This is a genomic window from Streptomyces tatrensis (assembly GCF_049310065.1).
In the GTDB taxonomy this organism is placed as follows: Bacteria; Actinomycetota; Actinomycetes; order Streptomycetales; family Streptomycetaceae; genus Streptomyces.
In genome coordinates this window covers 69,550-82,683 of the sequence record NZ_JBMDLB010000011.1, presented here as the reverse complement: position 1 = coordinate 82,683, position 13,134 = coordinate 69,550, and the positions used below count along the sequence as shown (strand labels likewise).

At 65.8% G+C, this 13,134-nt stretch carries 6 protein-coding genes; 3 read left to right on the top strand and 3 right to left on the bottom strand.

What is annotated here, in order from left to right; all coding sequences use genetic code 11:
• The first annotated feature begins 223 nt into the window (after positions 1-223).
• Positions 224-871 carry a DUF6461 domain-containing protein gene (locus ACODT5_RS16015; protein ID WP_422519960.1) on the top strand — a complete coding sequence of 216 codons (648 nt, stop codon included), beginning with the start codon at positions 224-226 and terminating at the stop codon, positions 869-871.
• Between the two features lie 174 nt (positions 872-1,045).
• Positions 1,046-2,167, top strand: coding sequence for a DUF6183 family protein (locus ACODT5_RS16010; protein WP_422519959.1), 1,122 nt, complete (start codon positions 1,046-1,048; stop codon positions 2,165-2,167).
• 315 nt (positions 2,168-2,482) lie between these two features.
• Here ACODT5_RS16010 and ACODT5_RS16005 read toward each other — a convergent pair whose 3' ends face one another.
• On the bottom strand, positions 2,483-2,797 hold the full coding sequence (locus ACODT5_RS16005) for a hypothetical protein (RefSeq protein WP_422519958.1): 315 nt from the start codon (positions 2,795-2,797) through the stop codon (positions 2,483-2,485).
• Between the two features lie 339 nt (positions 2,798-3,136).
• On the opposite strand from ACODT5_RS16005, the gene ACODT5_RS16000 reads away from it, so the two are divergent.
• Entirely contained in the window at positions 3,137-4,327 is a 1,191-nt protein-coding gene (locus ACODT5_RS16000) for a site-specific integrase (RefSeq protein WP_422519957.1), read from the top strand.
• Between the two features lie 640 nt (positions 4,328-4,967).
• Here the strand turns inward: ACODT5_RS16000 and ACODT5_RS15995 are convergent.
• Entirely contained in the window at positions 4,968-5,504 is a 537-nt protein-coding gene (locus ACODT5_RS15995) for a hypothetical protein (protein ID WP_422519956.1), read from the bottom strand.
• A 28-nt stretch (positions 5,505-5,532) separates the two neighbouring features.
• Positions 5,533-13,071 carry a polymorphic toxin-type HINT domain-containing protein gene (locus tag ACODT5_RS15990; protein WP_422519955.1) on the bottom strand — a complete coding sequence of 2,513 codons (7,539 nt, stop codon included), beginning with the start codon at positions 13,069-13,071 and terminating at the stop codon, positions 5,533-5,535.
• Positions 13,072-13,134: the final 63 nt, after the last annotated feature.

Sequence of the window (13,134 nt, the reverse complement as noted above, 5' to 3'; positions counted from 1 at the left end):
TCTCGCTGCGGTGGGCGCACCTGAGTAACCATGGCGGACAGTAGATCCACAACCATCTTCTACAGACAACCGATTACTTGATCGCCGAGCCTCCAACCTTCAAGAATCTCGGCGCCAACGGCTGTACCGATATTCCCCGAGGCCGTGCTTCGCACAACTACGACGGTTCGAGCCGTGGGTTCCGGTGCACGCGTTGTCAGAGGCAGCAGTCAGGATGACGGTCATGACAGACGGAACGACCTGGCTCGCCGCCCCTCAATCGATCGCCTTCGGTGGCTACCGCGTGGTGCTCGCCCGCGGACTGTCCCCGCAAGAACTCACCGACCGCCTCGCCGCCACCGTGCTGTACGACGCCGAGCACATCGCCGTCGCAGTCGGGGAGCACACCGGAGACTCCCTTCTGGAGCTCATGGACAACACCTACGGCGATCCCTTCGACGGCATCGGCCTGCGACTCGGACACGCCGGGGAGTGGACGTACGCGGTCGCGTACGGCGGCTGGCCAGGCGAGTTCGGCCCCCTGGCCCTGGTCTCGCGCGACGGTGCGCACGTCTGTCTCCTGGAGTACGAGGAGGAGAACGGCAAGCCGGTCCCGCCGCAGTTCGAGTACTTCCACGACGGCCGCCTGCTGAGCGCCTGCAACCTCCACCTGGACGCCTCGTGGGGCTACCAGGGGATCGAAGGCGACCCCGCGACGGCCGCCCAATTGCAGGAGCTGCTCACCGCTGCCGGGCTCCCGGACCCGGAGCGGGACGAAAGGGAGGTCCACCGCACCGCGCTGGGCATCGTGGAGGAGTTCTTCGGGCTCTCGCTCCCCAAAGACTCGATCGTGAACGGGACCCTGCCAGCGGTCCTGCTGGAACCGGCGTAATCCAGAGCCACGTGGCACGAGGAGACCAAGGAGTGTTCTCACTGCTCTTCTCGGCAACATTCGCCGGGCGGCTGACCCTCGCGCGCTCTCAGAACACTTCGACAACCGCTCCTGGTTTCACAAGCGAACGCTTATGCGATGAGGCGGGGCGTCAGAACGCGTAGTCTCAGGGCCGTGGCTGATCAGATTCAGAAGATCGTGACAGAGCTGCCGGACCTGAAGGACGTCACCGGCGTGTGGGCGGTGGCAGACCGCCAGGCCGCTCAGGGGGACGCTGCATTCCCCGCAGACCTCGGCATCGCGCTCGCCAGGGCGTACGGCTCCGGGCAGATGTGGCAGTGCGGAAGTGTCCTCGACCACCTGCTTCGGCTCCTGGCCACCACTGCCGGTCCCGAGAATGTCGCCCAGGCGCTGCGGCTGGTCTCCTCGGCGGAGGTCGCCAGCAGGGAGCTGGACCGTTACACGGCCTCATTGCTGGCCTCCAGTCAGGAGGCGACAGACCTGGCTGCGGCGTTCACCGGAAGCGCTTCGGAGGAGCTTCGGGCCTGTCTGGTCCACGAACTGGTTCTCAGGGGTGTCGCTGTCGAAGAGACTCCCGGGATCGCGGGTTGGGCAACGTCGTCACATTGGAGTCATCACCCTCTGGGCTGGCTGCCGCTGACGCTGTCCGACGTGGAAGGACGTGTGGATCTTCCGAGCTACAACATTCATGGCGGCAGCCACGCGATGCCGTACGGGCCGGGGGAGAGCCGTGAATTGGCGGTGATCGCCAACGCGAATGTGCCGTCGGTGGAAGACGCGACAACAGAAGCCGCGGCCACGGCCATGGCCAAAGCCGTGGCGAACTGGGCCGAAGAGTCCAACGGGCGCATCGAGGCGCGGGCTTTTGAACTCGCAGAACCCCTGGACGTCGCATCGGTCCCGAACGCGCTCCTGACGGTGGGCCTGGAGTGTCTGCATGGAGCGGGGAAGAAGGCCGCTCTGTCGGTCGCTGTCCATCCGCCGGCCCAGGCCTGGCGAGTGCTCTTCGCGGCAGCGTCCACGGGAGGGGCATACAACTCCGGCTCCTACGGCGCCTACGGCCGTCTGGCGGCCTGGCAGTCCCTGGCCGCGCTCGCCGGAAGCCCGGAAGGCGCCACCGCCGACGAGGTCGAACCACGTGTGCGGGACTGCATCTGGCACGTCTTCGGTGCCGACACGAAGTGGTTCGAGCGAGTCGCCTGGGACATCGGCCTGGCCGCCCTTGCACCGGACCGGCGGCACCTGGCCGTGCTGGCCGCGACTGACACTGACTGACGTACCCGTGGTCCGTGCGTTGAGCCGGTAGCCGACCTCACCCGGCGGCCACCGGCTGCGGTTCACCCGTCCGCTGACCGGGGATAGACGGGACCGAGATCGAGAACCGGCCGTGCCCGAGAGAATCCGTTCCCCGGCGTTCGACGATGGAGAAACAGCGTGCGTGGCTTCATACGGGGAGTGGCAGCGCTCCTCGTCCTGTCCTCCGCAGCAGCGGGTTGCACCAGTGGGAAGACAGGAGAAACGGGGGAGCAGGGGCGGGTGATGCTCACCTCGGCGGAACTGACGGTCGGCGGGGCCCAGTGATCGTGAACCTCAGCTGTGGGTCAATTGATCAGCCCGCACTTCGAACTCGACTTTTTCTTCGAGTGATTCGACTCCCCAAGGGGTGACGGAGATCTTGACCGTGTCCGTGGTGCCTGGGCTGCTGGCGCTGTCCAGGATGTCGCAGAGGATCCCCACCTCGACGGGATAGCTGGAGTTGGGGTGGGGATCCTCACCGCCGAAGCGGGGCCACTTCTCGATGAAGGTCCATTGCTGGTGGTGCGCGTCGGTGAAGCGGACCTCGACCAGGCCGGGCTGGGGTTCGTCATCGACCCATCGGACCGCTTCACAACGTAGGAAAATCATGGCGGTACTCTGCCATCAGGGCCTGCCTTCGGCAGCCGGGTTTCCAGGCCGGCCAGCTGATGGTGCTGTTACGGAGCCCTGCGCAGGGTGACGACATGATCGCTGGACTACCCGGGGCAGGGTAGTCGAAGCCGGCTCAAGGGCCGGCGCTGCCCCCGACCACTCGCCTGCAGAAGTCTTCATGGAATGGGCGGGGACAGCGAGCCGGAATCGCGGGCCGGAAGCGTGGTAGCGGGACGTCGTTCCGTCTGCTGCCGCGGGGCAGACGCGACCACCCTCGTACAAATTCCCTTTTATACAAGGGTGATTGCCCAGGAGGGATCGTCAGGGGAGGGGCACATGAGCGAGCATCAGCATTCCGCAGTGGACGACCGGGACGGCGACGAGATCGTCGAGGCCGAGCTGGTCGCGGAAGACGAACTGCTACCGGTGCCCACGCTCCACCTCGGGCAGATGCCCCGCCCCCTGATCGACCAGCACACGATCCTCTACCCGGGGGAGGCCGTCCCCACGGAGGCGGACGCGCCGACGTACACCCGTACGGACTTCGAGGTGTCCGCGGACACGGCGCAGCGCCTGCGCGAAAAGTCCGCACCCGCCAACACCACCCGCAACTACACCAGCCAGCGCAGGAAGTTCGCCGAGTGGTGCGAGGAGATGGGCCGGGTTGCCCGGCCCTGTACGACGGCCACGTACGTGGAGTGGGTCGCCGGCCTCATCGCCCGCGAGATGGCACCGAACACCATCCGTACGTACATGTCGGGCGTCCGCACGTGGATGCCCGAGGACCGCCGCCCCGGGACGACCGAAGCGCGCGGGATGCTGGCGGAGTACCGCAAGGAGTGGGGCAAGCGGAACCGGGTCCGCAAGGCGCCGGCCATCACCGAGCCCATGCTGCACGCCATGGTCGACACCTGCGACCTCCGCACACCCGCCGGGCTCCGGGACCGCTGCGCACTCCTGGTGGGCCGTGGAGCACTGAACCGCCGCATCGAACTGGCCGACCTCGACATCCACGACATCGAGGTCGAGGACGGCGGAGTCGACCTGTGGATCGCCCACTCGAAGACCGACCAGGAGGGAAAGGGCGAGAGCACCTTCATCCCGGCCGACCCCGCGTCCCCCCGCTACGACCCGGTCGCAGCCGTACGTGACTGGCTGAACTGCCTGCACCGCATGGGAGCCCACGAGGGCCCGCTCATGCGCGCCCTCACCTCCACAGGCCGTCTCCAGAACCGCATCACAGCCACCACCCGCGGCGACTACGTCACCGGCGACGCCCTCAACGACTGGATCCGCCACCGCGCCTACCTGGCCGGCCTCCCCACCTGGCACCTGGTCACCTCCCACGGCCTACGCCGCGGCGGAGCCCAGCAAATCGCAGACGCCGGCGCCGACCCGACCCACCAGGGCCGCTGGAAATCGGGCTCGGCCACGGTAAAACGCGAGTACCTCGACCGTGCCCAGTCCCGCACGCAGAACCCGTGGCACCAGGTCCGGGCCGCGCGTACCAGCACGGACAACCGTTGATTGGTCCAGCCCACCCTGTCAAAAAACCGCCGATGGGCGCCTCCCATCAGGGAGGCGCCCATCACTGTCACGCGGCTAGCGCGGACAACCAGCGGTGGCCTACCGGCCCGTCCGTTGCCTCTGCCGCCGAACCGCCATTCGTGCGCCGAGGCGGACATCATCCGATGTGATGTCCCGCCAGCGACGGAAACATTCAGATACTGAACCAGCAGATCTCAATGAATCCAGTAGATCTTCACGTTTTCGCATTTCACTTCCGACTCTCCGCAGGGAGTCTTCGGGTGGCAGCTCCCAGGGGGTAAATCCTTCCCCCTCGACAAGACTAATGCTCCCGATCCTGATGCCTTTCGACATCATTCCATGAATGAGATCCAGGGTGGCGAACTGAATATCCTCCTCAGACGCACCTACCCCCGCAACCGTCTCGGCGGCATCACGGACCGGAACAAAATAGACCGGCGACTCTTGTGCATACCGAACGAAATAGGCCAACTCGGCTTCATACGCGGGCGATTCTGCCCGGTGTGGTGCCCGTCCACTGGCGTTTCCGTCAGGCGTTGCAACAGGCCCCACCGGATCCGTGCCGGTGGGGCCTGTTGCCGATATCTCAGCGTCTCGCTGAGTCGCTTAGAATCGCTGATCAGGCTCCGTTTGGCGCGACGGACTGGGCAACTCGCCGATATCGCAGTGCCCCTTCTCCTGCCACCTTCCGTACTGCCGTGACTCCTTGCGCACGTACAGCGGCAACTGATTTCTCCTGGCAGGCGAGTTCGAATTCTCCAATTCCCGTGTCCGCTGCCGCTTGCCAGAGCGACGCTGCGTCCGCAGCCTTTTGGAATACTTCGGCGACAAAATCCGGGATGGTCCCAGACGGCGTCTCGTTAAGCCCCGCTTCAACAACATCAAGCCCTGCCCGAAAAAACTCCGTTTCTGGGCGCCCGGATGGAAATGTTGCAGACAGTTCTCGATACGCCATCAATGCATCCCCCAGGGCTGCGGAATTCAATTCCCGCCCCTCATGTGACCTCATTCTTGCTCGCAGCCCAGCGTCTACGCGATAGTAGACGTTCTCGAAACCGGCAGCCTCCGCAAGAATGTATAGGGCACCGCCGATCCGCAGGGACGTCGCGCAGCAGAGAGCCCCCGCCATCTCGACAGTCAAACCTTCCAATTCCATGTTATTCCAATACCTTCCCGTCCGGTAATCACCAAGCTGCGGAGGTTTCCGACGTAAGAGTCGCGCCACGTCGCACCAGGAAATTCTCACATTGCGGGCAGATGGGGCGACTTACGATCAACAACTTAGGCTGCAACTGAAGCCCGCCCACGACCTCATTGAAAAGCTTCACCTCGGCATGCCACAGATTGTCCCGCGTGATCAACCTGGCTGGTTGCGGAATTCGGAATCCGAAGGTGTTTACACCTAGCCCAGGAAGTGACGTGAATTGGGCGGGAGTCATGTCAGCGCGCGCACCGACAGCGAAGAAATCGAGTCCCGCACCCATTGGGGCATCCACATGCAGACCGCCCATCGTTCGGAATCCCGCTCCGCCCCCTGCGGCATCCGTTATGTCGTCGACCAGGCCTTGCAGATGACCTTCATCGACGGCGCCACCACCGCAGTTGTGAACCAGGACCGGCGCAGCACCCGCCAGCACATAGTACGTGTGGACGTCAGAGACCGTCAGGTTGTAGACCGTGGCGGATTGTTCAGTCCATCGGTTGATGGACTTGATCTGGACAAGACTGCCAGAGCTGGTCTGAAGCCATTGGCCGGACCGAAGGTCCTTGGCATCCACCCAGTCAGCGATGTCCGTCACCCAGAACGGGTGCCCGTCCGTGGCAGTGATGGTGTCCGAGGCAGAGACCGCGTCGCCATCCGTGTCGACCGTGATTTCGACGAGGCTCTTGATGCCTTCGCCCTGGATGGTTGCCGTTACATCCTTCGGTGCGGTTTCGCCCGTCTCAGGATCTGATGCTTGAACCTTGTCGCCGTTTTCGATTTCCTCGATCGGCTTGGTCGTTCCATCGGCCATCAGCACGAGGCTGCCGGCGGTGAAGCTGTTGGGAATCTTGCATGCACCGCCGCCGCCGGTCATTTTGGCAACGAGATTCTTTGCACCCTTGGCAAGCCCCTTGGCTGCCACTGCAGCACCTGCGCCTGCCACTCCGCCTACTGCTCCTACTACAGCACCTACTACAACGTCCTGGAGAACACCCATGACGCTGTGGTCAGCTTTTGGATCCATTAGGTTGGCGACTGCGGCGCCTGCGGCGCCGGCGACTGCACCGCATCCCGCAGCCAGGGCGAACCCGGCACCGGCTGTTGCTGCACCTGCCGCGGCTGCTCCTGCCACGCATGCGGCACCAACGACGATCTCAGTGGCGATCGAGACGATGGCGACCTTGTGTTCGACGACGAAGTTCTTGGCCTTGTTGGCGGCTTTGCAGAACCAGTTGCCGCACCCCTTCGCCTGGCCTCCGCTCTTCCCCTTGCCGCCAGTGCTCGTCTGCGTGCCGGGGCCATCGCCGCCCCCGGAGTCGCCCTTGTTGCCGCCACCAGAAGTGGAGGAACTCGGCGGAGGGGGATCGGCCGGCACGTTGTGGTCAGGGCCGTCATCAGTCCGGAGGCCCGTGGGGTCCGAGTTGCTGACGGGGTTGCCGCTGGCGTAGGTGTACCCGTTCATCTGGAGCGGGTCGGTGATGTCGATGATCGGGTCGACGCTGATGAAGCGGCCGGTGGCCGGTTCGTACTCGCGTGCGCCGATGTGGGTGAGGCCCGTGCTGCTGTCGTTGTTGCCGGTTCCCAGGAACGTCCGGCTTCCGGCCCAGGCCAGCTGAGCGCCGCGCTCGTTGCCGTACGGGTCGAACTTGCGGTGTGTGATCGCCTGGCCGGAACTCTGGTCGATCGAGGTGGTGGCCGTGTTGTGGTGGTCGGTCAGCTGGATGAAGAGCTTGTGGTCAGTGGTCTTTCCTCGGGTGCTGCGGACGGTGTTGCCGTAGTAGCGGACGGCTTCGACGGGCTGGCCGGCCTTGTTGACCGTGATCTCGGCGTCGCCGAGGTAGAGGGTGCGGCTGGTGCCGGTTTCCTCGACCAGGCGGTTGCCCGCAGCGTCGTAGAGGTACGTGGTGGCGGTGGTGGCGAAGTTCCACTGCTGGGCGGGACTGCCCGTGCACGTGCTGATCTCGAGGTCGTTGCCGTCAGCGGCACTGTCGTCGGGGACGGTGAGGCACTTCTTGGTTTCGGCGTTGTAGAGAGTCTTGTCGGACCGGAGGGTGAACTTCTGCGCGAGGCTTGCGTCGCACGTCGCGAGGACCGCCGCAGTACCTGTCGCTTTGAGGCACTTGCCCAATACCTGGACAGTGTCACGGCTCAGCCGCCACTGCTGGTCCTTGGTCTCCTTGCACGACCAGATCTGGACCTGCGTTCCGTCGGCGCTGTCGTCGCCCTCGACGTCAAGGCACTTGCCGGAAAGGCCGGTGACGGCCGCTGATCCGACGCCCGGGCTGGAGGCGGAGGTGAGCTTGTTGTTCCGGTCCCACTTCAGGATCTGGGTGTCGCCATTGATGGTGCGCCGTGTGGTGTTGCCGGCGTTGTCGTAGCCGTACGTGGACTGCGAGTAGGCGGTGTAGCCGGGTCTCTGGGTCGTCTCATCGGTCTTGGCGAGAGCGTGGGGCTGGGTCATGGTCGGCGCCTGGGTGCCGTTCCCCGCGACCTCGACGCCGTAGTCGTACGTCGTCCAGTCGTCCAGCGACGCATCGCTGAAGTCGCGCTCAATGATCTTGGTGCGGTTGCCGATCTTGTCGAAGAAGTAGTCCTGCCAGTAGCCGTCTCCATCGGGCCCTGCGGTGGCATCGCTCCGGGTCGGGCCGTTGCAGGCGGCGGTCTTGCCCGTCCATGCCCTGGTGAGCTGGCCCATCGGGTCGTACACGAAGCACTGGATCTCGACGCGGCCGCCGGGCTGGCTGTCCGTGACCGAGGTGATGTTGCCCGCGGGGTCGTAGGCGTACTGGACGTCGTTGATCCGGTGCAGGCTGGTCTGCCGGTCGGATGTCGACTGGGTCATCTGACCGGTGTTGGGGTTGTAGCGGTTGGTCTGCCACACCCTCTGCGGTGCGTCACCCGACGTGGTGCGCAGGACCTCGCCGTACGGGCTGTAGACGGTGTCGGCGGTGTACCAGGACAGGCCGGACATCGTGACGGGCGCGCCGTCGGCGTTGTAGCGGGTGATCAGCTTCTCGGCGGCCAGGCCGCCCGGCGTGGCCGGGACCGTGGTCGACTGGACCTTGCCGGTCGGCGTGTAGGTGGTGCCGTAGGCATAGGTGCCGGCCAGGCCCTTGGTGGCCGGGGTGTCCGGGATGGTCACCTTGGAGCCGGTGGGGCGGTACTCCGTGTCGTAGCCGGTGACCTCACTGGTGAAGGCGGCCCCGGAGTTGTAACGCGTGGACGCGACGGGGTGGCCCTTGGCTCCGGGCAGCGTGTCGAACGTCCATTCGCTGACGAGTGGTCCGTCCGCGGCGTCGTTGCGGAGTTCGGTCTTGCGTCCGAGGTCGTCGTAGGTCGTGTACTGCGTGCGGCCGACAGAGTCCTTCGTCCAGATCTGCTGGTCGAGGCTGTTGTACCCGTAGGAGGTCGTACCCGCGTCGGGGTCATCGGACGCGGTCATGCGGCCGCGCACGTCGTAGGTGTACGTCCACTCGTTGCCAGCCGGGTCGGTCACCTTCGACAGCTTGTTGCGCGCGTCGTAGGCGTAAGTGGTGTTCCTCCAGGTCGTCAGGTCGGTTGCCGTGGCCATCTGGACCAGCGAGGTGCGGCCCAGGACGTCGGTCCACGTCTTGGACGCGCGGCTGCCCTCGAGCGGCGTCGATCCGTCCTTGGACATCGCTGTCCGGGTCAGGGTCCAGTCGCCCTCGTACTGCGTGGTCGCCGAGTTCTGCGCGACCCCGGCGTGGAGCACGGTGGCGCGGACGGCGCGGCCCCGTCCGTCAAACGCGGTCTGCGTGGAGTTGGGTATCTGCTGAAGGCTCTCCGGGACGAAGATCTCCTTCTTCGGCTCGCCTTCGGCCAGGTACCCGTTGTGGGTCTGCCAGACCGTGCCGTTCGCGCTGTACAGGGTGTCGGTGACCAGACGGCCGCCGCCCATGGCTTCCGTCTGCGTCTGGCGCAGGCGCAGCAGGCCGTCGTAGATCGCGAGCGACTGCGCGTACGTACCGTTGTCGCGCAGGGTGCCGGTCGTGACGATCGGTATTTTATTCGAGCCCAGCTGGTAGGCGAAGGTGTAGGCCGCCTTGTCCGTGGCCTTCTGCGAGGGGGTCCGCACCGCGGTCACACGGCCGAGGGCGTCGTAGGACGTGCTGACCTTGCGACCGTTGGCATCAGTGGATTCCAGCGGAACGCCACGGCCGGGGTCGTTGGTCGTCGTCGTCTTGTGCCCCAGCGCATTGGTGCTGGTCACGGAGAACACCGTGCCGGTCGCCGGGCTGTACGACGTGGTGGTGGAGTTGTTCGCCGCGTCGGTCGACTTGACCGGCCGGCCGAGTGGGTCGTACTGCGTTCGGGCACTCGCGATCCAGCCGTTGCCGGCCGCGTTGAGGGTGTCCACCTGGAAGGCGAGGCCCTTCACGGGCGCGGTGCCGAACGCGGCCAGCGCGTCATAGGACGTGCGCGTATCCGCGAGGACCGTCCCGGTGCTGGTGGAGGTGGTCGTGCAGTCGCCCGCCGTGGTGCGGACCCTGGAGGGCAGACCGATCAGGTGGGCCGTGGGGTTGTGGACGTAGGACGTGACGGCGCAGTTCTGCTCCGTCGCTGTCCAGCCGCCCGTGCCATCGGGGGTGATCACCTCGTTCTGAACCCTGGCGATCAGCCCGTAGGTGGCGTCGGGAGCGGAATTCAGGGTCCGGATCCTACGGGTGGCGCCGTCGCTGATCGTCTCGATCGTGTCGCTACGGGAAACATGGGTCCGGTACGCCACCAAGTCCGTGGTGCCGGGCCTGAGCCGGGTGGCGGTGGCCTCTGACCCGGGCCAGCTGAGGACCCGAGAGGCTACCGTGCCGCCTGCCTTGGTGTAGGTGATGCTCTCCGCGACAGTGCCCTGGTACTGAGGGAGGTCCTCACCAAGGGTTTCGGCCCCTGCGGAGTCCTTGACCGTAATCGTGGGACGCCCGGCATCGCCGGACATGCCTCGGAAGTAGCGGGTCCGGCTCTGGGACTGCTCCGTGGCGTTCGGCAGGCCGGTGTTCGCCGTGACGCCCTTCTTGACCACGACCGATGCGTAACCGCGCCACTGGTTGTACGTGCGCAGCTCGGGCTTGGAGAACTCGTCGTCCTCCTTGGCCCAGGCCGCACCGCCCTCGTAGGTGTAGCTGGTGGTGACATCAGGCTGACGGGCGACGCGGTCCTTCTCGACGACCTTGGTGACCACGTACTTGTTGAACCATGCCAACGGCGGCACCTTTACGCTGCCGTCCGCGGACCAGTGCGACGGGAAGCAGCGGGTGGTGTTCTCCTCCGGCTTGGGGTGGCTACCGCCGACGGTGCAGGGAGCGGAGTAGTCGACGTAGGTTTCACCGCCGGTCTCGTTGCGGATGACCTCGATGCGAAGGCGGTCGAACGCAGGGGCCGCGTCCTTCTTCGGGTCGGTTGACGTCTTGACCCGGTTGGGCATGTCGACTTCGTTGGCGACGAACGAGACCGCCGGCAGCGATGTACCCAGCAGGTTGCCGTCCTCGTCCTTCTCCGGCACCGCGCCGTATCCGGTACGGGTGATCGACTCCAGCCACAGCGGTGGGCTGGTCTCCGTCCGTTGACGCGGGAAAGACTGCTCGAGGGTCCAGCGGTCCACGAGGGACAGGTCCGTGGAGCCGGGTGTGCGCTGAGCCGAGGTGGTGACGGTGTTCAGGCGCTTGCGGGACCAGAACGTCGGCGATCCCGTGGGGCAGTGCGAAGCGTCCTTCTTGCAGTGGAGATTGGTGGGGGTGTCCCACCAGGGCTGCTTGTCCTGGTAGTTCTTCGACTCGAACATGGCGTTCGAGCAGAATGTGGAGCCTTGCTCGAAGCAGCGTTCCTCCACACCGAAGGCGACCTTGCCCGCAGGAACCCCCGACAGGTCGTCGCTGCGCAGACCGTAGGTGATCTGCTTGGGGTAACCACCGCGGGTGTAGGAGGTGCTCGCCTTCTCGCTACCGTTCTTCGGGTAGTAGTTGATCTCCCTGGCCCAGTCGATGATCATCGCGTTGCCGTGGACGTCCTCGACATAGTCGAGGTTCCAGCGCCAGGCCTGCGGCGTGGTCCCGCAGGAGGAGTCGGCGAAGGCCGGCTTGTAGCAGGGTTCACCAGGGTGATTCCCGAAGACCGGAACGGTGAAGACCGAGTTGGTTACGGCCCTGGTGCCGGCGCCGTCGACATCGTGACGGCCGAAGAAGTAGCGGATGCCCTCACGTGTGGTGACAACCCAGTACTCGCGGTCCTTGGCTCCGTTGGCGACCTCGGGATCGGTGAGCAACTCGACCCTGGAGCCGTCGTCGGTTGCCGGCCTCCACATGCCCGTGGCGTCGTGTACGAGCTCGGTGCTGGAGCCGCTGAGCGACATCGTCAAACTGTCGCCGGCCCAGCACAGGTCGCCCTTCTTCTTGTCCTTGGGGGTGTCGTTGTTCGACTTGCCGGCCGCTGTTTCCTTGAGGTCGTCCGAGCAGGAGCGGTAACGGCGCTCGATGAATCCCGGCTCGTAGCCCCAGCCGTCGCCGATCCAGGACGCCTGGCCGTTGGCAACCGACGTCTTTCCGTCGACGGCCTGGGAGGAGTAGGAGAACGCGATCTTGGGGGCGGGGCCGGCCGGCGGAGCCGGGATGTTCAGGGGGTAGCTCCAGGAGAAGCCGCCTCCACTGCCGCCCGCGGTCCAACTGCCGGACGGAGAGAGCGGAGTCGCCTTGTACGTGCCTCCGGGGCCGGACGCTCCGCCAACGGCCTTGAGGACGGCGACGGCGCCGCCGGCCAGCAGCGGCTGCGGGCCCTCACCCAGCGCGGCGGCCGGATCGACGGTCGCCCGGACGGTTCCGGTGGCCGGGTCGTTGGTGCTGGGGATGTCCGTCGCGGTATTGCACTCGGGCAGATCGGGGTTGTCCAGGAAACAGGCCGGAAGCTGCTTGAGTGTCAGCCGGGTGGCCCACTCGGTGCCGTAGAGGTCCTTGAACTGCTCGTAGTCCAGCTCGACATCGACGGGTGTGGATCCCGCGGCCGGCGACGTGACCTTGATGATCGCGCCGTCGACGGACTTCGCCTCCGTCGAGGCACGTGTTTCGACGGCGACGGACCAGGTCCCTGTGGGAGCGGGCGGGGCGGGGTCGGCCTCGGTCGGGGATGCCTTGCCAATGCTGACGGGCAGAGTACCGGCCTTGACCAGCTGACCTTCAGTCGCGCCGGTAAGTGCAACGCTGGCCGCGCCACCCGCCGGCGGGGTCGCCTTCAACGGCTCATAGGCCTCCAGCGACGTGCTGGTCACGGGTTCCCAGGCGATCAGCTTGTCGGCCTCCGCCTTGTCGAGCTTTGCCTGCGCGTCCTTCTGCAGCTCGGGCAGCTCAACACCGCTACGGCCACCCGGTGGTGCCGCCCAAGCCTGGTTCGGCAACAGCGTGACGACCAGCATCACGGACAGCGCGATGCTGGTCCGCCCGGCGAGGTGCGCGCGTCTTGCGCGTGCGGCTCTGTTTCCGGGCAGGCGGAAATTGTGCGCCGAGAACGGCGACATGTGGACCCCCCACGTACTGCCGCCGCGGCCAAGGACCCACGGTCGACAGGAAACTGACAAATA

Coding starts and splice junctions, on each gene's coding strand:
- ACODT5_RS15990 (WP_422519955.1), bottom strand. CDS start 13,071: ATGTCGCCGTTCTCGGCGCACAATTTCCGCCTGCCCGGAAACAGAGCC.
- ACODT5_RS16000 (WP_422519957.1), top strand. CDS start 3,137: ATGAGCGAGCATCAGCATTCCGCAGTGGACGACCGGGACGGCGACGAG.
- ACODT5_RS16015 (WP_422519960.1), top strand. CDS start 224: ATGACAGACGGAACGACCTGGCTCGCCGCCCCTCAATCGATCGCCTTC.
- ACODT5_RS15995 (WP_422519956.1), bottom strand. CDS start 5,504: ATGGAATTGGAAGGTTTGACTGTCGAGATGGCGGGGGCTCTCTGCTGC.
- ACODT5_RS16005 (WP_422519958.1), bottom strand. CDS start 2,797: ATGATTTTCCTACGTTGTGAAGCGGTCCGATGGGTCGATGACGAACCC.